This is a genomic window from Polaribacter sp. M10 (genome assembly GCF_054968445.1).
This window is the reverse complement of the sequence record NZ_JBSSBG010000023.1, coordinates 1-21754: the sequence shown is the minus strand read 5'-3', so window position 1 is coordinate 21754 and position 21754 is coordinate 1. Positions and strand designations below refer to the sequence as shown.

The 21754-nt window shown below is 32.0% G+C and carries 16 protein-coding genes and 1 CRISPR repeat array (1 of these 17 cut by a window edge); of the genes, 14 read left to right on the top strand and 2 right to left on the bottom strand.

Features of this window, described 5'->3' with window-relative positions:
* A CRISPR array of direct repeats spans window positions 1-1296; the repeat unit is 36 nt; unit sequence AATATCGTTTTTTCTAATCTTTAATCAAACCACAAC (it extends 1434 nt beyond the left edge of the window).
* Window positions 1297-1396: 100 nt separating this feature from the next.
* Entirely contained in the window at window positions 1397-4810 is a 3414-nt protein-coding gene (gene cas9 / locus ACWYN7_RS15415; protein ID WP_462860866.1) for a type II CRISPR RNA-guided endonuclease Cas9, read from the bottom strand.
* Between the two features lie 2441 nt (window positions 4811-7251).
* On the opposite strand from cas9, the gene ACWYN7_RS15410 reads away from it, so the two are divergent.
* The 8 genes from ACWYN7_RS15410 (at window position 7252) to ACWYN7_RS15375 (ending at window position 14768) form a co-directional block, all read left to right on the top strand.
* Window positions 7252-8052 (top strand): hypothetical protein, encoded by an 801-nt coding sequence (locus tag ACWYN7_RS15410; protein WP_462860865.1) that lies wholly within the window; start codon window positions 7252-7254, stop codon window positions 8050-8052.
* Window positions 8053-8309: 257 nt separating this feature from the next.
* Entirely contained in the window at window positions 8310-8834 is a 525-nt protein-coding gene (locus tag ACWYN7_RS15405) for a Crp/Fnr family transcriptional regulator (RefSeq protein ID WP_462860864.1), read from the top strand.
* Window positions 8835-8937: 103 nt separating this feature from the next.
* Window positions 8938-9537: a GTP cyclohydrolase II gene (ribA, locus tag ACWYN7_RS15400; RefSeq protein ID WP_462860863.1), complete on the top strand. Its 600-nt coding sequence runs from the start codon at window positions 8938-8940 to the stop codon at window positions 9535-9537.
* Between the two features lie 73 nt (window positions 9538-9610).
* Window positions 9611-10027 (top strand): DoxX family protein, encoded by a 417-nt coding sequence (locus ACWYN7_RS15395; protein ID WP_462860862.1) that lies wholly within the window; start codon window positions 9611-9613, stop codon window positions 10025-10027.
* A gap of 94 nt (window positions 10028-10121) precedes the next feature.
* Window positions 10122-10985: a dioxygenase family protein gene (locus tag ACWYN7_RS15390; RefSeq protein ID WP_462860861.1), complete on the top strand. Its 864-nt coding sequence runs from the start codon at window positions 10122-10124 to the stop codon at window positions 10983-10985.
* A gap of 966 nt (window positions 10986-11951) precedes the next feature.
* Window positions 11952-12758, top strand: a complete 807-nt coding sequence (gene proC, locus ACWYN7_RS15385; RefSeq protein WP_462860860.1) for a pyrroline-5-carboxylate reductase — start codon at window positions 11952-11954, stop codon at window positions 12756-12758.
* Window positions 12759-12763: 5 nt separating this feature from the next.
* Window positions 12764-13546 carry a glutamate 5-kinase gene (gene proB, locus ACWYN7_RS15380; RefSeq protein WP_462860859.1) on the top strand — a complete coding sequence of 261 codons (783 nt, stop codon included), beginning with the start codon at window positions 12764-12766 and terminating at the stop codon, window positions 13544-13546.
* A gap of 22 nt (window positions 13547-13568) precedes the next feature.
* Window positions 13569-14768, top strand: coding sequence for a glutamate-5-semialdehyde dehydrogenase (locus ACWYN7_RS15375; RefSeq protein ID WP_462860858.1), 1200 nt, complete (start codon window positions 13569-13571; stop codon window positions 14766-14768).
* Window positions 14769-14894: 126 nt separating this feature from the next.
* Here the strand turns inward: ACWYN7_RS15375 and ACWYN7_RS15370 are convergent, their stop codons facing one another.
* Window positions 14895-15257, bottom strand: coding sequence for a winged helix-turn-helix transcriptional regulator (locus ACWYN7_RS15370; RefSeq protein WP_462860857.1), 363 nt, complete (start codon window positions 15255-15257; stop codon window positions 14895-14897).
* Between the two features lie 119 nt (window positions 15258-15376).
* Between ACWYN7_RS15370 and ACWYN7_RS15365 the strand changes: the two genes are divergently transcribed.
* The 6 genes from ACWYN7_RS15365 to ACWYN7_RS15340 all read left to right on the top strand — a co-directional run bounded on the left by ACWYN7_RS15365 (window position 15377) and on the right by ACWYN7_RS15340 (window position 21498).
* A complete protein-coding gene (locus ACWYN7_RS15365; RefSeq protein WP_462860856.1) occupies window positions 15377-16246 on the top strand; it encodes an SDR family oxidoreductase in 870 nt (289 codons plus the stop codon).
* Window positions 16247-16301: 55 nt separating this feature from the next.
* Window positions 16302-17135 (top strand): 4,5-DOPA-extradiol-dioxygenase, encoded by an 834-nt coding sequence (ygiD, locus tag ACWYN7_RS15360; RefSeq protein WP_462860887.1) that lies wholly within the window; start codon window positions 16302-16304, stop codon window positions 17133-17135.
* A 291-nt stretch (window positions 17136-17426) separates the two neighbouring features.
* The gene (locus tag ACWYN7_RS15355; RefSeq protein WP_462860855.1) at window positions 17427-18236 is read left to right on the top strand and encodes an SHOCT domain-containing protein; all 810 of its coding nucleotides are present in this window, start codon (window positions 17427-17429) and stop codon (window positions 18234-18236) included.
* 246 nt (window positions 18237-18482) lie between these two features.
* Complete coding sequence (locus ACWYN7_RS15350; RefSeq protein WP_462860854.1) at window positions 18483-19160, top strand: NUDIX hydrolase; 678 nt, start codon at window positions 18483-18485, stop codon at window positions 19158-19160.
* 112 nt (window positions 19161-19272) lie between these two features.
* A complete protein-coding gene (locus ACWYN7_RS15345) occupies window positions 19273-20727 on the top strand; it encodes a nicotinate phosphoribosyltransferase (protein WP_462860853.1) in 1455 nt (484 codons plus the stop codon).
* Between the two features lie 12 nt (window positions 20728-20739).
* Window positions 20740-21498: a phosphoribosyltransferase family protein gene (locus ACWYN7_RS15340; protein ID WP_462860852.1), complete on the top strand. Its 759-nt coding sequence runs from the start codon at window positions 20740-20742 to the stop codon at window positions 21496-21498.
* The last annotated feature ends 256 nt before the right edge of the window (window positions 21499-21754 follow it).

Here is a 21754-nt window from a genome sequence, read left to right as displayed (position 1 = left end):
TAATTGCTCAAGAATATCGTTTTTTCTAATCTTTAATCAAACCACAACAAACCACTAAAATTATTTAAAGTATACTCAAATATCGTTTTTTCTAATCTTTAATCAAACCACAACAAGTAAGTGCGTATTTAGGTGATGTTGAAAATATCGTTTTTTCTAATCTTTAATCAAACCACAACCTAAAATAGAACTGTAAATTTGAATGGTTAATATCGTTTTTTCTAATCTTTAATCAAACCACAACCGCCCAGGATCTAAATCGTTTTTCCGTTTTAATATCGTTTTTTCTAATCTTTAATCAAACCACAACGAATTGTAGTATATTTTTTGACTGATTTTTAATATCGTTTTTTCTAATCTTTAATCAAACCACAACTGATTAACGTTACCAAGCCAACCTATATTAAATATCGTTTTTTCTAATCTTTAATCAAACCACAACATTGCATCTTCTATTGTTTCAACATCTAAAAATATCGTTTTTTCTAATCTTTAATCAAACCACAACAATGAAAGTAGAACAACTTACCAGGCACAAATATCGTTTTTTCTAATCTTTAATCAAACCACAACAAGCTGGGCTATCAAAATGGCGATAATCACAATATCGTTTTTTCTAATCTTTAATCAAACCACAACTAGGATCTATCAAAGATGATTGTATAATTTAATATCGTTTTTTCTAATCTTTAATCAAACCACAACATAACGCTTATAACCATAAATTCCTAAACCAATATCGTTTTTTCTAATCTTTAATCAAACCACAACTGTTAGCTAAAGTAGACAAAGGTTTTAAAAAATATCGTTTTTTCTAATCTTTAATCAAACCACAACTGAGGCAGGAGGCATTGGCAGATCTAGATAAATATCGTTTTTTCTAATCTTTAATCAAACCACAACCTTTAGCTTGGTTTCTTAACCCAAAACCAGAATATCGTTTTTTCTAATCTTTAATCAAACCACAACTTGCACATTAAATAAATAATATCATGAAATAATATCGTTTTTTCTAATCTTTAATCAAACCACAACACAAACTGAACAATTGAAAGCCTTTTTTTGATATCGTTTTTTCTAATCTTTAATCAAACCACAACTGCCGTCAGCTATAAGAACACCAAAGAAAAATATCGTTTTTTCTAATCTTTAATCAAACCACAACAATCGGTTGTAACATTATCTAAAGGATTCAATATCGTTTTTTCTAATCTTTAATCAAACCACAACGTGCCTGGTAATGGGTAGCATTTTGTGCCTAATATCGTTTTTTCTAATCTTTAATCAAACCTCTGCTGCAAACCAGCTGCTAAAAATCTGGTAGATTTGTAGTTGTAGTTTGGTCGTTTAAGAGTAAGAAAATTGTATGTCAAAGAACTTTTACTTTTAATGGTATTTAAAATTTTTCTATTTTTCCAATACTATTAATTTTTACTTTAATAGGATTAAATGTTTTCCAGCCGGTTATTCCGGACCCAAAACCTTTAATATAAACATAATCTTTACTCGCTTCTTTATCTGGCCTTGAGTCTTCCACTTTTCTAAAGCAAACTTCTTTCATTGATAAATCTGGTTTCTTCGAAAGTTTTTGAACTTTAAATAAATTTTTAGATAATACTTTGTTATCATTCCAGTCAATTTCATCTATATGTTTTCCAAGAATAAAAATGTCATTTTTTGCAATCGTTGCAACAAGTTTACTTTTTACTGGAAATTGAATTACATTATCACAATTTCTTTTTCTTTCAACTGCTTCCCAAAAAGTAACCATTCTACTTTTTAACAAATTAGATTCATTTAAGTAAACCACCAAGTGATGGTTATTTCTCGGATTTACATACTGATTTATATTTTCTTTTAGTTTTTCTGCCCCTCCTATATTTTCTCTAATTCTAACTTTTTTGATAGGAACAGGGTTACCATTTCTATTAGGTAAAAATATTTGAGGTTGCTTTATTCCGTTTTCATCAACTACAAAAAAAGTTTCCTTTGGTATTTTTCCTTTAATAAAACCACCTATTTTGTTAATTCTTTGTAATATCAGAAAACGAATTGTATCATCAACAATCTTGTCTAAATGCTTTTCTGTGGTTAAACTTTCCAAAGGTTTTCTGATATGAAATGCTTTTTGTGAGTTTGGGGCTTTTCTTAACCCATAAATAAATTCTTTATGCAATTGCCCTCTTGCAGCAACACCAATATTTTTATAAACTATTCCATTTTTTTTGGTTTTATGCGTTCTAATTGTAAGTAAATTTTGATGTTTTTTATGAGATACTAAAATTTGTGCTATAGCGTTTTCAGCATCTTGTCTAAAATTCAGCCAAGGATCAGGAAAATCTTTTAAATCATAGTTTTTATGGTATCTGTTTCTTTTACTTAATTCTTGTAAATGACTTCTTGTTGCACAAGCCATAACCAAAGCATCTATGGCATGATGTCTGTGGTCATCTCTTGTTTTTGTTTCATCTTTCGGGTTTAAAATACTATTTAATCCCCATTGATGCCTTAAAGCAGCTGTCATTTGGCCCGGTGCTACCATTACATTAGAGCATATTTTAGATAAATAATTTTTAGCCTCCTTACTTATAAATCTAGTGTCATTTAATTGTCTACTTATAAAATCTTCATCGTGTTTTTGTTTTACAAAGTGTTTAAATTTTTTGTAAGCATTTGGGTAACTTGGGTATTTGTCTTTAAAACAGCTTAAGGCTTGCAATTTTATAGCCTCCCATTTTTTTTCTCCTTGTGCACTATAAAATTCAAAAGGTGTTCTATTACCTTTGGCTCTGTTTTCATCTGCAAAACATAGCGTTTTATTAGTAAAGCTATCATTTAAAGACCTGCTCCAAGGAAAAATATGTTCTATTTGTACTTCTCCTGTAAAAAGTTGGCTTATAGTAATCGTTTTACCGGTAAATGGGCAAGTATGATTACATTCTTCCCATAATTTATATTTTAAAATATTGATATGGTTAGTACGTTGATTTAATTTTTCTAATTCATCTTTTATTCTATCGTTTTCTTTCTCTAAAAACTGTTGTTTTCTTCTAGTTTCTCTACGATTCTTTTTAGATGTTTTTAAATCTCTGGCTAATTCTACTTTTATTTCATTGGGTTTGCCATAAGCATCAATAATTTCGTTTACTAATTTTCTTATTTCAAACAATGCTGTTATAACAACAGGGTTTTTAATTTTTTGTATTTCTCTATCAGAATTTATATCAACAGGTAATTTGTCTAGTATGCTAGCTGTTTCAATAGCACTACTATGATGATATAGTTTTTTTAATTGTTGTTCTGTACAATTAAATTCAATTTTTAGCATATTTTTTAAAGGTGCTATATAGCCACCTATAATATTAGAGCGTATTATTTCTGGTACATTATCTAATACAAAATACTTATGGTCATCCCAATTTTTACCTAATACATTTCTTACTCCGGCTAAACCAACTGCAATATCATACATAAAACCTTTTTCTAAAAAAGGTAATATATTATTGATTGCTTTTCTACTTAAATTAGCATAGCCATCTTTTAAATTAAACTTAGATATTTTAATGGCCTTTTCTTCATCAAAGCCCCAATGTTTTATAGCGTATTCTTTTAATTTTTCTCTGTCATCAAAGAAAGATAGTACGTGCCAAATATTCTCTTTTTCTTTTTCGGAAAATTCAAACCATTTATTACCAAAAAACTTTTTATTCGATAGATTACTAATAGTGTGAGATCCTACTATTTTATCATCGTCTTTGTAATTAAACTGATAACTTCCATCTAATTTACCAATTACTTTTCTAATTTCTTTAAAGTTAATTTTTTCTTTAGACAGTAATAAGTCAATAATTTTCTTTCTCTCTTCTTTTGTGATTTTTTGTTTAACTCCATTAACATCATAAGAAAGTGTATTTATCCATTGATAAACTCTAAACAATTCAAAAGGAATTGCACTTATAGGGCACTTTGTCTTTTTAGGCTCAAAAGAACAATAACCCACTAAATGTTTTTGAGAACGTAAAGGTCTTTGGTGAAACAAAACTCCATCTTCTTTATAACCATCTTTTTTTCTACCACCTAGTATTGTTTTTAAATTAGAATCTAACTCACTATGATATTGTTTTTGAAACTCCCAAATAGTTTCAAATTCATCAATATACATTTGTCTTGTAGTATATCTATTTCTAATACGTTCTAGTTCGCCAGAAAAAGGTTCACTTTCTTTGGGCTGTATACTATGTAAAAAAGAACCTAGAGTTTTATTTTGTTCAATACTTTTTAATGTATCACTAATTCCTATTTTACCTATTTTAGCGTCTCCTTTAAATATTGTGCTCGTTTCTTTCACATCAGCACCAGCACTTCTACTATTACTTAAAAAACCTCTTCTTTGTATCATGTGGTAAAAGATTCTACCCAATTCTATCAAAGAAATTTTTTCTTGTATTGCTTTTGCTCTTAATTCATAAGGGTTTAATTGAAACCACTCCTTTATGAGTGCATTTTTAAAAATATCAGTTCCATTCCAATCTTTTACTAAAGTAGGTGAAATAGGGCATAAGTTGTGTTTTGCTAGTTCTTTTAATAAATAACGTTTACGAAGTCTTCTTCTAAAAATTTGTCGTCTAACTCCCCTAGCTTCTGTTCTGCTAGCATTTTTTGAGGTTTCTCTACCTTCGCCTTCACCTAAGTTAACAACACCTTCAGGGAAAATTCTACTTCCCATTCCTAAAATAGAATCATTTTCTGTATCTATTAAAGCCCAACCAATAGAGTTAGTTCCTAGATCTAATCCAAGTATTTTATTCATGTCTTTTTCGCAATTTTTGTAATAAGAACAATAAAATTAATAAAATTTTATGAATAATTAATAAAATCTTATTACTTTTACTTTAGATTAAAATTTCTAATCTTTAATCTTATCACAATAAGGCTATATGCCGTAGATGAAAATCTTTAGTCCTGCTTCGGTAGGACTTTTTTTATGCTTTAAAAAAAAACAAACATAATATATACATAGTAAAAACTATTCAAGACCAAATTATCCTCACAATTATAATCAGTCTTACTTTTTTAATCCTTTTAGTATGTATCCTGAGCGCAGTCAAAAGGTCAATGGAAAAAAGTAAAGAAGAAAAAAACTACCTATAAAACATTATTAATCAATAAAATATTTTCAAGTTTATATAGCTATATGCATTTCATTAAATCAAGTTAAAATCCCCTACAAATAAAAAAACTTAATAAACCCTCACAACCCGACATACTTTTCGTTTTCGTAAAAATTCAATTTTTATGGAATGGCAAGCGTCCAAAGAGGACAGAGCGTTAAGAAAATGTCCAGTGGACATTTTTAGCGAATGGGCCAGCCTGCGCCAGGTGTTTGGACGCGATAATGGAATAAAAAGTAGAATTTCAGAAAACTAAAATAAGTCTAGATTTTTTTGTTACTTTTTTCATCAATGGAAAAAAGAAAAGAAGAGAAAAAAAATATAAATTAATTACAAATAAACAACCCGTCATACCTATAATTTCAGTAGTAATTCAAAAGAAATGAAACGGCTAAGTGTCCAAAAAGTGGAACGATCTGGACACGGTAGTGGAGTTTCTTGTAGAATTCAATGAAATTGTAGTAAGTCTAGATTTTTTTGTTACTATTGGAATTTATCCTGAGCGCAGTCGAAGGGTCAATGGAAAAAAGTAAAGAAGAATAAAACAATATAAAAGAGAATAATCACACCAAAAACCATTAATTTTTACAATAATATCTTCAAGACTATAGCACTATGTATATGGCATTAAATCAAGTTAAAATCCCCTACAAATAAAAAAACTTAATAAACCCTCACAACTGACATATCTATAATTTCAGTAGCAATTCAAAAGAAATGAAACGGCTAAGTGTCCAAAAAGTGGAACGATCTGTACACGGTAGTGGAATTTCTTGTAGAATTCAATGAAATTATAGTAAGTCTAGATTTTTTTGTTACTATTGGAATTTACCCTGATCGCAGCCAAAAGTTCAATGGAAAAAAGTAAAGAAGAACGAAAAACACCACCAAAAAACAATTGTTTTAGGTATAATATACAAATCCCTAGCACTATAAAAATGTCCCTAAATCAAGGCAAAAATTACCTGCAAATAAAAAAACTTAATAAACCCTCACAAACCGACATACTTTTCGTTTTCGTAAAAATTCAATTTTTATGGAATGGCAAGCGTCCAAAGAGTGCAACGGTCTGGACGCGATAATGGAATAAAAAGTAGAATTTCAGAAAACTAAAATAAGTCTAGATTTTTTTGTTACTTTTTTCATCAATGGAAAAAAGTAAAGAGTAAAAATAATCTCACAGAAACATTAGTTTGTACTATGACAAGTCTATATATTTTTGGTTCTTTTGGAATCTATCCTGAGCTCAGTCGAAGGATCAATGCAAAAAAAGTAAATGAATAAAAATAACCACTAAAAAAAAGGTTACCACTAATAAAATTCCAGATTTTCGTTACTATTGGAATGTATCCTGAGCGCAGCCAAAAGGTCAATGGAAAAAAGTAAAAAAAGAAAGAAAAAAAAACCCATAAATCACTCCAAAAACCACTAAAATTTCACACAAAAAAACACAAAAAAACACCACCAAAAACACCACTAAAAAAAACACCCAAATACCACTCCCATATCAGCGTCATATCAGCGTCATATTAACGTCATATAAACGTCATGTTTAGCCTACCCCAAAATCACCCCAAAAAAAGCACCAAAATCACCCTAAAAAAAGCATCAAAAATCACCCCAAAAAGAAGTCAAAAAAAAGCCAGTAACGCAAAGACTTTTTTTAAAGTAAAAAACAAGAATGAATTTACCATCCAAATAAAAAAATCAGAAGCCAAAACACCAGGTCAAAACTATTAAAACCCATAATACGAATACCGTAAAATAAAAGAAATAAAAATCACAAAACAACAATTAAAATCATAATAAAATAAGAATATGATTAAAAAATAACAAATAAATTTGGTTTGTATTAAAATAAATACTATCTTAGCCAAACTTTTTATTGCTATAAATTTCTTACACCCAAACAATTACTAGAATAAAGTAATTGTGGATATCCAAAATATCATTAGACTAATGTTTTTTTAAGGTTTGTAATACATACAAATCAATTTATGAATCAGATTGCTATGATTTCTAATACTTATATAAATCTAAAAAGTGTACCAAAGCATAGCAGTCATAATACGTTAACATTATGGCAAAGCAAAAAGGCTTTATCAAGTTACAAGGCTCCTTAGGCGGGCTCACTTTCTATCAAAGAGATGGAAATAGTATTGTAAAAACTACCGGAGGTGTAGACAAAAACAGAATTAACTCAGACCCCAATTACAGAAGAACAAGAGAAAACATGTCAGAGTTTGGGGCTTCTGCTACCGTAGGCAAAGCATTAAGAGTTGGCTTTAGTTCTATTATTAAAAGCTTTAAAGACAGTACCATAACAGGCAGAATTACCGGAGTTATGAAACGGATCAACAGCCTGGGTACAGGTTTACGTGGGCGTAGAGAATTTCAAATTCTAGACAACAAAGAAGTTTTAGAAGGCCTAGAATTCAACGAAAAAGTACCACTAAGCACGGTTTTTTATCCAGAATACACAGCACCTAACTTAGATGCCAACAGAAGCATAGCCACATGGGTAGTACCAGATTTTAATGCTTCCAATTACATAAAACCGCCAGAAGGCGCCACGCACTTTAAACTCATTTTAGTAAGTACAGTCCTTAGCAACTATACCTACAATGCAGGCCTAAAAAAGTACGAACCTGTAGAACCTACAGAAAACACGGTCAACGGAATTAACTACAGCAACGCCATACCCATAGCAGGGCAAGTAGGGGCAGACACAACACTAACTGTAGATCTAGGGTTTAGCAATGTGTTACCCAATACCGTGGGCGTAATAATGGCAACAGGAATTTTATTTTATCAACAAATTAATACCGAATTATATGAATTATCAAGTACCAACGCAATGCGAATAAGCGCTGTGGGGTAAGCAATACAAATGCAATAAAAAGTACAAGGTCGTAAGAAAACCTTAGAATCAAAAGTAGGAGGCAACCCAACAGGTAGCCTCTTTCTTTTGTAATAAACTTTTCAAAGGCAAATAAACTAAATTTTAAAACCATATTTCTACTCACAAAAATTCGCACAGATGTTTTATTCAATATTAATTTCTTAAATTCGAAACTTGAAACAACTAACAAAACAGTAATATCAAACTTGTACACAAATAGATACCCTTTTTAATAAATGTATGATATTTTTAAAAATACTAGCAATACTAGATTGTTCTCAAAAGGAGCTGTTCTTCAAAGTGCCGGTCAAAAACAAGCCAAGGCGTTTTATGTAAAAAAAGGCCTTTTAAAAAGTTATATTATCGATGAAAAAGGAAAAGAACACATTTTTATGTTTGCATCCGAAGGCTGGATCGCCTCAGATATAGAATCCCAAGCCTTTAACAATGAAACAGTACTTTTCATAGAAGCCATTGAAAACTCAGAAGTCGTAATTATAGAGGTAAGTGATTTTTCTCAATCAGAAAAAAACGTGAATGAGTTTAATTCAATTTTAGAAGCACTAACAAAAAGAATAGGTGTTATGCAAAGACGCATTTTATCGTTAATGAGTGCATCAGCTAGAGAGCGCTATGAATACTTTCTTCAAACCTATCCAGAATTACCCAATCGAGTACCTCAAAAAATGATTGCATCCTATCTTGGCATTACGCCCGAAACCTTGAGTTCGATAAGAAACAAGATTAACAAAAAGGATTAAGCACTATACTTTTATTTATTAATATAGATTAACGTCTAAAACTATTTAAAGAATAACCTTTGCACCAAGCATTTTAAATAGATAGACATTAATATTTACCACTATGTTATTTCATAAACAAAAAGTACAGTTTTCTAATACAGCCAAATTACCCACTAAATATGGTGTGTTTAACATTGTTTCATTTAAAAGTGAACAAGATTCCAAAGAACATCTAATCGTCTCTATGGGCAATTTAAGGGCAAAAGATGATGTTTTTATACGCGTGCACTCAGAATGTATAACTGGTGATGTTTTTACCTCACTAAAATGCGATTGTGGTGAGCAACTTGAAGCCAGTTTAAAGTTGATATCAGAACAAAAAGAAGGAGCCGTTATCTACTTAAAACAAGAAGGACGCGGAATTGGTCTTTTTAATAAGGTAAATGCTTATGCTTTGCAAGACGAAGGACAAGACACCATAGCCGCCAATCATTCATTGGGTTTTGATACCGATTTAAGAAAATTTGACATCGTTGCTCATGTAATTGATTTTCTGGGTGTTGCATCTATAAAACTGCTAACAAATAATCCAGAGAAAATAAAAACCATTTCTAAATTTACGGGCATTTCAACAAGTGTGCAGCCACTAAGAACTGAACCCAACAAGTATAATCTAGACTATTTAACAATTAAAAAACAGCAACTAAATCACGCACTTTAATTTCTTAATCTACATTAATGCATAACAATATGGCATGGATGACATTTGCACTATTAATTTAAAAATATAAAATATGACTACAATAGCAAATTCTAAAACATCAAAAGCAGTAAACATTTTACTTTGGATAGCACAAGGCCTTATTGCGCTAACCTTACTTTGGGCAGCATACGCAAAATTACTTCAACCTATAGAAGAAACAGCAAAAATGCTACCATGGGCATTGGATAATCCTGGACTACTTACATTTACAGGAATCGTAGATTTTCTTGGTGGTATAGGTATCATTTTACCAGCTGCTTTTAAAATTCAACCAAAACTATCTGTTTTTGCTGCATACGGAACTATTGCCCTTATGATTGTTGCAAGTATTTTTCATATTTCAAGAGGAGAAGCATCATTAATTGGCATGAATATCTTTTTCTTGTTACTTGCTGTATTTGTAGTTTGGGGACGTACTAAAAAAGCACCTATTTTACCTAAACAATAAACAAAACATGCTACCATAAATAGAAAAGGGTTTACAACAAATCAATTATATTTATGGTAGCTTATCACTTGGTACAACTGATGCATTTATTACAATGAACGGATTAAAAGACCTTAAAAAATATACAGACAAGCTACCAAAGCAGTCTAAAAAAATGCCTGTACTATTTACTTCTCATGGTAATCCTATGGATATTCCTATGAGCAAAGAAGAGCGTCCTTTTTGGATGAAATTATACCATTTAGGAAAGGAATTAAAACAGAACTATAAAGTAAAAGCAGCCTTGGTGGTTTCTGCACATTGGTGTACCAATGGTAAAACCATGGTTAATAATTCGGTGCAGCAAAAACAGATTTATGATTACTATGGCTTTCCAGAGCATTATTACGATCCAAAATATAGTGCACAAGGTGCACCAGACATTGCCAAAGAAATTACCAAATTGGTCACCACAATAGAAGAAACCGATGAATGGGGATTAGACCATGGCGCTTGGCCCATGTTAATGCACTTATTTCCAGCTGCTGATGTACCTGTATTTCAAATGAGTATTAACTACAACGCACAACCAGAATACCATTTTAACATGGGTCAGCAACTTAAATCTTTAAGAGAAAAAGGCGTTTTGGTGATTGGTAGTGGTTCGTTAATTCACAATTTAAGCTTAGTGATGCAAAAAATGAGAACAGGAGATTACTCTATTTTTGGATGGGAAACAGAGTACGATGCTTGGTTAAAACAACAACTCGAAGCTAGAAACTTTAAAGACTTAACCAATTATCTAACTAGTCATAAATTAGGCAAGCTCGCTTCTCCAACACCAGATCATTATGTACCATTGCTGTACAGCTTAGGTATGATGGACAACAAAGACAAACTAGACTTTTTTTACGAAGCAACACCTACTATTCCTGCCTTTAGCGAGCGTAGTTTTATTATTCAACCCGAAAACAGTTAAAAATACAACGCCCTAAAATGCTTTAATTTCTTATAAAGTAAAATACATTTATCCTGGCTATAGTAAATTCAACTTTTCTTTTAAAAAGGATTCCCTCTTTGCCAACTAAAATAGAATAAAGTTTTACCTAAAGCACGTACATTATAACACCTTGTAAGCACTTACAGTAAGCAAACACAGAATTTACACAACCAAACCCAATCCTTGTAAGTTTAAGTTTACTACTAAACAATCCAGAGAAATCCATACAGTTAAAATAAACATCGAAACCTGAACTTAATAATTGCCTTATGCAATTAAGGCAAGCCAATTACACGTTCTGCTGCCTCCACATACACAGTAAATAAAGGGATAAATAAGTAGGTGTAAGTGCTTTATAGTTAATTCTTTACAGTTGATATGGATCAGGTAAATTACCCTTTTATTGTCTTTTTAATCGTAAAAAGCAAATGACTAAAATCCCGATTAAAGCAATCAATTCTTGTTAGTCTATCTTTTAAATTTTATCTTTGCACCAGATGGTAAAAAAACTTAAAGACAAAAAGAACAAAAGAATTTTCAGTTTTAACTTTCTTGTTTTCCGAAACCAGTCGGATAAATTCATTCCTCCTACCATTTAATCTCCTTTTAAAATTATCCTTATTTAAGTAAAAGTGTTTGTAATACAACACTATATTTTTACATATATAAGTCATTTCTAAATGTTGTGAGCTATCAGTGTTCACAACAAACAAGCATTCATATAAACCAGTTAAAAATAAAATGAAACTAGTATCTATTAAAAGACAAACAAAAATAGAAAGTAGGTATTCACCTAAAATGGGAGTACTCACAACCTCTGTAACATACATAAAAAAACAAATGCTAGGCGTGTCTATAAAAACGCTTTATAAGTATAGAGAAACATACCATGGCAGAGTAAAAGATTGTAAAGATTGTAACCTATTTGTATAAAAAAAACAAAAAATGAAAGTATTAGTTATTGGAGCCGGTAATATGGGCTTAACCTACGCAGAAGGTATGTCAACTTCTCCTTTGCTTAGCAAGCATAAGTTAATGATATATGATACCGATTCAATTAAAATAGAGAGTTTAAACAAAGACCCTAGGTTCAACGCCTATCATCTTTTAGACGATTGTTTACCCAAAGCAGACATTGTATTTATTGCTGTAAAACCTTATCATAGCGATGATTTGTTCGAACAGATGAAACCCATGTTAAATAATCAGCAAATCTTTGTTTCTTTAATGGCTGGGGTTACTATAAAAACAATCCAACAAAAATTAGGCTCTAAAAAAGTAATCCGTACCATGCCCAACTTACCTGCTCAAGTAGGTAAAGGGGTTACCTCTTATACAGAATCTAAAGCCGTTTCTAAAGTAGAACTTATTCTTGTTCGCAATTTATTAGACACCACTGGTACATCAATTCACGTAGAAACCGAAAACTTTATCGATGCCTCTACAGGTATTTCTGGTAGTGGTCCTGCTTATGTGTTTTATTTTATGCAGTCTATGTTAGAAGCTGCTCTAAAAATGGGCTTCTCAGACTACGATTCAAAAATACTGGTAAGCAACACCTTTGAGGGGGCCATAGAATTATTTAACCAAGCAGACCTAACACCAGAAAAGTGGATCAATCGTGTCGCTTCAAAAGGAGGCACAACTCGAGCTGCAATAGACTCTATGGAAGATAATAATGTAAATCAACTAATTAAAAATGCGGCCTATGCTGCGTTTGAAAGAGCTATAGAATTAGGTAAAGAAAATTAAATATAATGAGTCAACAAATAAAACGTGTGGTTGTAAAAGTAGGAACCAACGTGCTTACAAATAAAGATAATAGAATATTAGGCCCTGTATTACGAGAACTGGTAAGACAAATTGCAGTTTTACACGAAGATGATATCAGTGTTATACTAGTATCCTCAGGATCTGTTATAGCTGGTAAAGAAATATTAGGAGACATAAAGATAAAAGATAAATCTACCAGAAGACAAGTGTATTCTTCTGTGGGGCAACCTCGTATGATGCGTCATTATTATCAAATAGTACATGATTATGGCATGCGTTGTGGACAAATATTAGCCACAAAACGTGATTTTGATCCGGGCAAACACCGCGAAAATATGATAAGCTGTTACGAAGGATTGTTATCAGAAGGCATTATACCAATTGCTAATGAAGATGATGCAGTATCCTTAACAATGTCTATGTTTTCGGATAATGATGAATTGGCTAGTTTGGTTGCAGAACTTCTAGATGCAGATTTATTAATCATTCTTTCCGATACAGATGGCTTATATACAGGTCATCCAGACGACGATGAATCCGAAATTATAAGCGAAGTAAAAACCACAGAAAACGTAGAGCAGTATGTGCAATCTTCTAATAAAACCGAAGGCGAAGGAAGAGGGGGCATGGCATCTAAATTAAAAGTAGCCAAAGGTACTGCTAACAAAAACATTACAACCTACATAGCTAATGGTAAACAAGATAATGTAATTGTAGATATCGTTAACGATAAAGATGTAGGTACTAAATTTATTACTGCTGAATAATAATTACTAAAAAATTAATGAAATGAAACTTTTAAATACTGATATAAAAAACAAGGTTTTAAAATCAATGATAGAGATTTTAGAGCACGAACGTGAGCATATTATTGCAGAAAACAAAAAAGACTTAGAGGCTTTTCAAAGAGAAGATCAAGCGCTTTACGATAGACTTGTTGTAAACAACAAGAAAATAGATGAAATGATTACAGCCGTAAAGGAAGTAATGCAACAAGAAGATCCTGTTGGTCAAGAAATATCCAACAGAACCTTAAAAAACAATCTTAATATCGTAAACACCACAGCTCCTTTTGGTACCATTCTAATCATCTACGAATCTAGACCAGATGTTACCATAGAAGCTGCAGTATTGGCCTTTAAAGCCAATAATAAAATTTTACTAAAAGGGGGTAAAGAAGCCTACCATAGCAACATGGTTTTAGAAAAATGTTGGCACCAAGCGTTAACAGCAAATGGCCTTTCTAAAGATTGGATTAAACTATTGCACCTTAAACGCGAAGAAACACAGCAATTTTTAAAAAACCCAACAGAACCTTTAGATTTAATTGTACCTCGTGGTGGCGAACGTTTAATTAATTTTGTAAAAACCCATGCAACTTGCGCTGTATTAGTAAGTGGTAGAGGTAATAACTTTTTATACATTTCCGAGCATGCAGATTGGAGCAAAGCCGTAAACGTAATTATCAATGCCAAAACAGATAAAATTTCAGGTTGTAATGCATTAGACAAAGTTTTAATCAATAAAAACCTTCCAGAATACGAAATAAAGTTAAAAATGCTTCAAGAAAAACTAGAAATGCACAATGTAGAAATTCTAGTAGATGATCAAGTAGCTCATATTCTTTCGCAAAAAGAAAAAGTGAGCAACCCAGAAATCTGGTATCAAGAGTTTTTAGCTTTAAAAATAGTAATTGGCCAAGTAGACACTTTACAAGAGGCTATAGATACTATCAATAAGTTTTCAGGTAAACATTCTGCAGCTATCATTACCGAAAACAAAACAGAAGCCATTAACTTTATGCAAAATGTAGATAGTGCTGCAGTATATCACAATGCTTCTACAAGATTTACAGATGGTGGTCAAATGGGGGTTGGTGCAGAACTAGCAATTAGTACAGACAAACTTCATCATAGAGGTCCATTAGGATTAAAACAACTGGTTACCAACAAATACTATGTTTTTGGTGATGGACAGGTAAGAATATAAAAATACTTCTGTTTTAAAATATTACCATAATAGTTTACAATTTGTACTCATTATGTCTAACCAATAATTTAATAGTAATTAAATCTATTACCATAAAACAAGTTAGGCATAATGAGTATAAATAATTTATAAGGTTTTTGCAACTGCATTTCTATGCATTAAACCCCATTCTATCATCACATCTAAAACACTTAGAATGTTTTTACCAGACTCCGTTAAATGATATTCAATTCGCACAGGTGTATCATCGTAAACGGTTCTTTTAACCACACCATTCAGTTCTAATTCTTTTAGTTCTTTAGACAGCATTCTTGGCGTTATTTTATCAATATTTCCTTTAATATCCTTATACCTATGATTGCCATACAATAACGATGCAATTATCGGCAATTTCCATTTTCCGCTAATTACGTTTAAGGCATCATTAATCGCCAATACATATTGCTTAGGACATTTTTTTACTTCAGAGATTGTGTTAAAATCACTCATAATTAAACTATTATATATTTACTATACTTTTGTATAGTAATATTTATTTGTAACTAACTATACTTTATATAGCAAAAGTATTACTTTTGAAATAGTGTTCAAAATAAATAATAATAAAAATGATTTTAATAACAGGCGCAACAGGCGAATTCGGTAAACATACCGTTAAACAATTAATAGCAAAGGGGGTAAGCTCCTCAGATATTTCGGTACTTTCAAGAAGTGAGGAAAAAGCAAACCATTATAAAGCAGACGGAATTACCGTTAAAATAGGAGATTACACCAATTATGATTCTTTGGTAGAAGCTTTTAAAGACGTAGATAAATTGTTATTTATTTCTAGTAGCGAAATAGAAAACCGTGCAGAGCAGCATCTAAATGTAGTAAATGCAGCCAAAGAAGCAGGAGTAAAGCATGTGGTATATACGTCATTTATGAGAAACCAAGAACCAGATAATTCTGCTATTGCTTTTTTACAAGATTCGCACTTAAAAACCGAAAACTGGCTAAAAGAAAGTGGTATTACTTATACTATTTTACAAAATGCTACTTATCTAGATATGCTTCCAATGTTTATAGGAGAACAAGTATTAGAAACAGGTATAATTTTGCAACCAGCAAAAGAGGGGAAATCTAGTTTAGTATTAAGACAAGAATTGGCAGAAGCTGCAGCTGTGGTATTAACCTCTAATGGGCACGAAAATAAAACGTATCCACTAGTAAACCATCAAGCAATTTCTTACCAAGAAGTTGCAGAAACTATTGCTCAAGTTACAGGTAAAAGCATTAATTATCAATCGCCTTCAGCAGAAGAATATCAAGCTACATTAAAATCGTATGGCGTACCTGAAGAGTATATTGGTATCTTTACAGCGTTCTCGGTAGCACAAGCCAATGGTGAATTAGAAATGTCCGATAATTCCTTAGAGCAACTAATAGGCAGAAAACCAACCACTCCTAAAGAATTTTTAACCCATCTATACGCTTAAAATGAAGCGTACAAAGTTTCTACAATTAGCAGGACTAACCGCATTACATTTGCCTATGATATCCGCCTTAAATAAATTAGAAACCATAACAGATTCTTTTACCAATTCTAAGCGAATGCCTGTCCTTTTTTTAGGACATGGCTCGCCTATGAATGGTATTGAAGACAATGAGTTTGTGAGAGAGTTTAAAAAGCAAGGGCAGCAACTAGACAAACCCAATGCTATTATTGTCGTTTCTGCGCACTGGGAAACAAACGGAACTTTCGTTACAGCCATGCAAAACCCTAGAACTATTCACGATTTTGGCGGATTTTCTAAAGAGTTATTCCAAGTACAATATCCAGCACCTGGACATCCAGAATTGGCTAAAGAAATCTCAGAATTTATCAATCCAGCAGGATCCGTTCATTTAGATGATAAATGGGGATTAGACCACGGAGCTTGGACAGTTGTTAAACATCTATTTCCTAAAGCAGATGTACCTGTTATTCAATTGAGTTTAAATTATAGGATGGCACCACAGCAACATTACAACTTAGCACAACAATTAAAAAAACTAAGAGATAAAGGTGTGCTTATTGTTGGTAGTGGTAATATTGTTCATAATTTGCGAAGAATAGACTTTAGAAAAATCAACCAAACCTATGGTTATGATTGGGCAATAGAAGCAGATAACAAAATACAACAATGGATTTTGGAAGGAAATCACCAAAACCTTATTGACTTTAAAAAGCAAGGCCAAGCTTTTAACCTAGCCATTCCTACACCAGAGCATTATTTGCCCTTATTGTACACCTTAGGATTAAAAAGTAAAAAGGATGATATTTCAATTTTTAACAACAATCCTTTAGGAGGTTCACTAACAATGACTAGTGTAAAATTTGGATAACAAGTAGATAATAGTACAGGTAACCAACAATCATAACAAAAACCCTTCCATTGTGCTAAAGAGTACAATTGAAGGGTTTTTATCCATAAACAAGCTATTCATTCTAAATTTGTTACTCTAAGAGCAGTCTAAAGAACTCTACAAGGTAAATTCCATTGCTTTTTCTTTACAAAATGATAGTATTAACATCATAAACATTTCACATAAAAAGACTAGTTTCAAGCAACTAAAGACTACCTTTGACCCCAGATCTTATCATCGGATAAGTCTCAACTAAAACAATAAAATACTATGAATTCAATATATACAGAGGCTAGTTTTCAGAATATGCAAAACGTAGCCAATCGTTACGGAATTAGCGTAAACGCAGTAACAGATTTAACACAAGCCTTAATGCAAAGTGGAGGCAGCATGGCACAATTTAACATACCTGAATTAGGGGGTGGAGGCCAATGGATGTTGGGCGGAATGACCATGGTAGGCGATATGTTTAACAACGGATTAAAAGCCACTGTAGATGGCCTATGTTACGAACTATCAAACATGATCAATCAAGGAAACATCCAATACAAACCCTTACCAAAAACCAATACAAAAAACGGATTCATGTCTGGTAATGCAGGCAATTGGTGGGGAGATTTAGGGTTTCCGAATTCAACAGGAAGTCAGAACAATACCAGTTATGCTATTTTTTCTCAAATCAATCGTTTGGCCATACAAGAAAATGGTAAAGTAACCGTTTTTGATACTTTAGATCATCAAATAGGAGGTACGGGTCAACAACAAGGAGGTTCGTATTCGGTATCTTTCACCAGTCAATATGGTAATGTAGACTTAAACCAGTTGCCGATTGTTTCTGGAGGAGAGCATCTAAAGAATACAAATGCGGCACCTAACAATACCAATTACAACCAAGAACCACAAGCGGTAGTAGAGCAATCAGCACCAATGCCAGAAGTTGCCCCATTCAATAATAATGCGAATAGTTTTGAAGAAGATATCTTTATAAAAATAGAGAAAATTGCAGGCTTAAAGGACAAAGGCATTTTAAGCGAATCCGAATTCGAAAACAAAAAAGCGGAACTCTTAAGTAGATTATAATCCAACTAAAAAAATAGAACTATTTAAAACACCAAACATTGTATTACCAATGTTTGGTGTTTTTTTGTTGTAGAATAAGTGAACAAAAGCAAATCTTTCATGTTATTTTTATGATTTTTAAAGGTTAATGGAAGTGAATCCTTTTTTACAACTAGTATAAGAAACTAGCATTTAATTTGTATACTAAGCATCTATAAAAATGAAAACTAATTATAATTCCCTATTTTTGTGTACAAACTACACATAATGAGCAAGCAATCAATAAAACTTTCCGTAGACGCAGTGGTATTTGGGTACGAAGAAGGCAATATTTCTGTGTTACTAATAAAAAGAAAGTATGCTCCCTTTGAGGGGCAATGGGCAATCCCTGGTGGTTTTGTTTTAAACGATGAATCTTTAGAAGAAGCTGTAGAGAGAGAATTATTTGAAGAAACAGGAGTTCAAATTAATTACCTAGAACAACTTTACACATTTGGCAAACCCGATAGAGATCCAAGAGGTAGGGTAGTGTCTATAGCCTATTTTGGATTGGTAAGACCCAATGCTTTTAAAATTATGGCATCTACAGATGCAGAACAAGCCCATTGGTTTTCTATAAATGAACTACCAGATCTTTCTTTTGACCACCAAGAGATTTTAGAGGCTGCTATTAAAAGATTACAAGGTAAAATAACCTATGAACCTATTGGATTTGAGTTACTAGATAAAAAGTTTCCGTTTTCTGATTTAGAGAAGCTATACGCAACTCTTTCGGGTAGAGCTATTGATAGACGTAACTTCAGAAAGAAAATAATTGGATTAAATGTATTGGATGAGCTAGAAGAAAAAGTATCGAAAGGTTCTGGTAGACCTGCCAATTTATTCCAGTTTAACCAAAAAAGATACTTCCAACTTAAAAAGGAAGGAATTATTTTTGAAATATAAATACCTTAAAAACAAAATAATAAGTAATTAGCGTAAAAATAACACAAAATATATTTGGTGGTTAATTTGTTCTAATGTATGTTTGTGTTATAATTACGCAAACACTATTATGATGAACGCACTATTATTAACAGACGGATACAAAACAGGACACCACCAACAATATCCGAAAGGTACAACAGAAGTATATTCTAATTGGACACCAAGAAGCAACAAATACGCTCCAAATGGATGTGATAAAGTAGTATCTTTTGGTCAACAATATGTTTTTAAATGGTTGCATAATTATTTTAATGAATATTTCTTTTCCAAACCTAAAGAGATTGTTTGTAATCAAATCAAAGAAGAATTATCAATGTATTTAGGTACAGAATATGATGTAACTCATTTTGAAAAACTTCACGATTTACAATACCTTCCAATAAAAGCAAAATCATTACCAGAAGGTGTAGAAGTTCCGGTTCGTGTACCCATGCTAACCGTTGTAAACACAAATAAAGACTTTTATTGGATTACTAATTTCTTAGAAACAATACTCTCAACAATGCTTTGGCAACCAATGACTTCTGCTTCCATAGCATTGCGATATAAAAGAATTTTTAAGAATTGGGCTTTAAAAACAGATAAAGAAAATATCGCTTTTATTGATTTTCAAGGACATGATTTTTCTATGAGAGGCATGGGAGGTTTGCAAAGTGCAGTTTCTTCAGGAATGGGACATGCAACCGTCTTTTTAGGTTCAGATACCTTACCAGTAATTACTAGCTTACGCAATTATTACCATGCAAAAGGTTTTGTTATTGGTTCTGTAAATGCTACGGAACACTCTGTGATGTGTGCAGGAACCAAAGAGGATGAAATAGGTACATTTAGACAATTAATGGAAACTTATCCAACAGGTATATTATCTGTAGTTAGCGACACTTGGGATTTATGGAAAGTTCTTACGGTATATTTACCTCAGTTAAAAGAAGAAGTGTTAGCGAGAGATGGTAAATTAGTGATAAGACCAGATAGTGGAGATCCTGTAGAAATCATTTGTGGAGAAACTAAAACACCAGGGGCAGAGTCGCCTAAAAACAAAGGTGTGGTAGAGTTACTTTGGGATTTATTTGGAGGGACTATAAATGCACAAGGGTTTAAAGTTTTAAACCCACACATTGGTGCTATTTACGGAGACAGCATTACTACAGAAAGAGCAGAAGAAATTTGCAAACGTCTTTACAGTAAAGGATTTGCAACTACAAACGTGGTTTTAGGAATCGGTTCATTCACCTATCAATTTAATACCAGAGATACTTTTGGGTTTGCAATGAAAGCAACTTCGGTTGTTGTAAATGGAGAACGAAGAGAAATCTTTAAAGACCCAATTACAGATGATGGCGTTAAAAAATCAGCTAAAGGATTGGTAAAAGTAGTGATTAAAAATAAGGAATATGTTTTAATTGATAAAGTAACTCCTGCAGAAGAAAAGAAAGGAGCTTTACAAGTAATTTATCAAAACGGCCAATTTAAGAATCAAACGAACTTAGAAGAAATAAGAAATCAAATTAATAAAACCCTTTAAATATATAAAACGATGAACTATCAAATAGATACTTTTAAAGATGGTCAGGTTACTGCCAAAATACTTGATACTGGGAATTTAGACATTAAAATTAGAGGGAATAGCTACGAAGATTTATTCAAAATAGCAGCTATAAAAGAAGCTTGGGATGCCGAAAATACAACAAATAAAACAGCAATCACCACCTTAACCCTCTACTGTTTAATTGGGCAACGTTCTGATAGAAGATTCAATAAAGGGGCATCTTTTGATTTAAAAGTAATCACAAATTTTATCAATACCATGAAATTTGATAAAGTGTCTCTATTGCATCCGCACAGTGCTATTTCATTGGCTTTAATACATAATTCTGATATAATAACGCATTTTAAATATGTAGAAAAAGCCTGTAAAACTATTGGAAATCCAGTATTAGTAAGTCCAGATGCAGGCGCTTATAAGACAACGCATGAAATAGCAGAAAAACTAAAGGCAGACTTAGTACCTTCTAATAAAGTGAGAGTAAATGGGGTTCCTGTAATTTATATTCAGGGTAATGTTAAAGGGAAAGATTGTTTAATAGTTGATGATTTGGCAGACGGAGGAAGAACCTTTCAATTCTTAGCCCAAGAATTGAAGTCTCAAGGTGCAAATAAGGTTTTTTTATATGTTACACATGCACAATTTAACTATGGTTTTGATGCATTAAAAGAAACCATAGACCATGTATATTGTACCAATAGCTTTAAAGATATTGATAATGACTATGTGACACAGTTTAAAGTGATTTAAACTTTGAAAGGTGTTTAAATACTTTATTATCTGCATATTACCAACAATATAAATTCCGATAAATACTAGATCATTAGATGCATAAAAATAATAATATCAAAAAAATAAAATATTTATTTGTAATTATTCCAAAACTTAGTACATTCGCGCACCTTTACTAAAAAAGGGAGTTGTTATACAACAAAAGCCGATGTAGCTCAGCTGGCTAGAGCAGCTGATTTGTAATCAGCAGGTCGTGGGTTCGAGTCCCTCCATC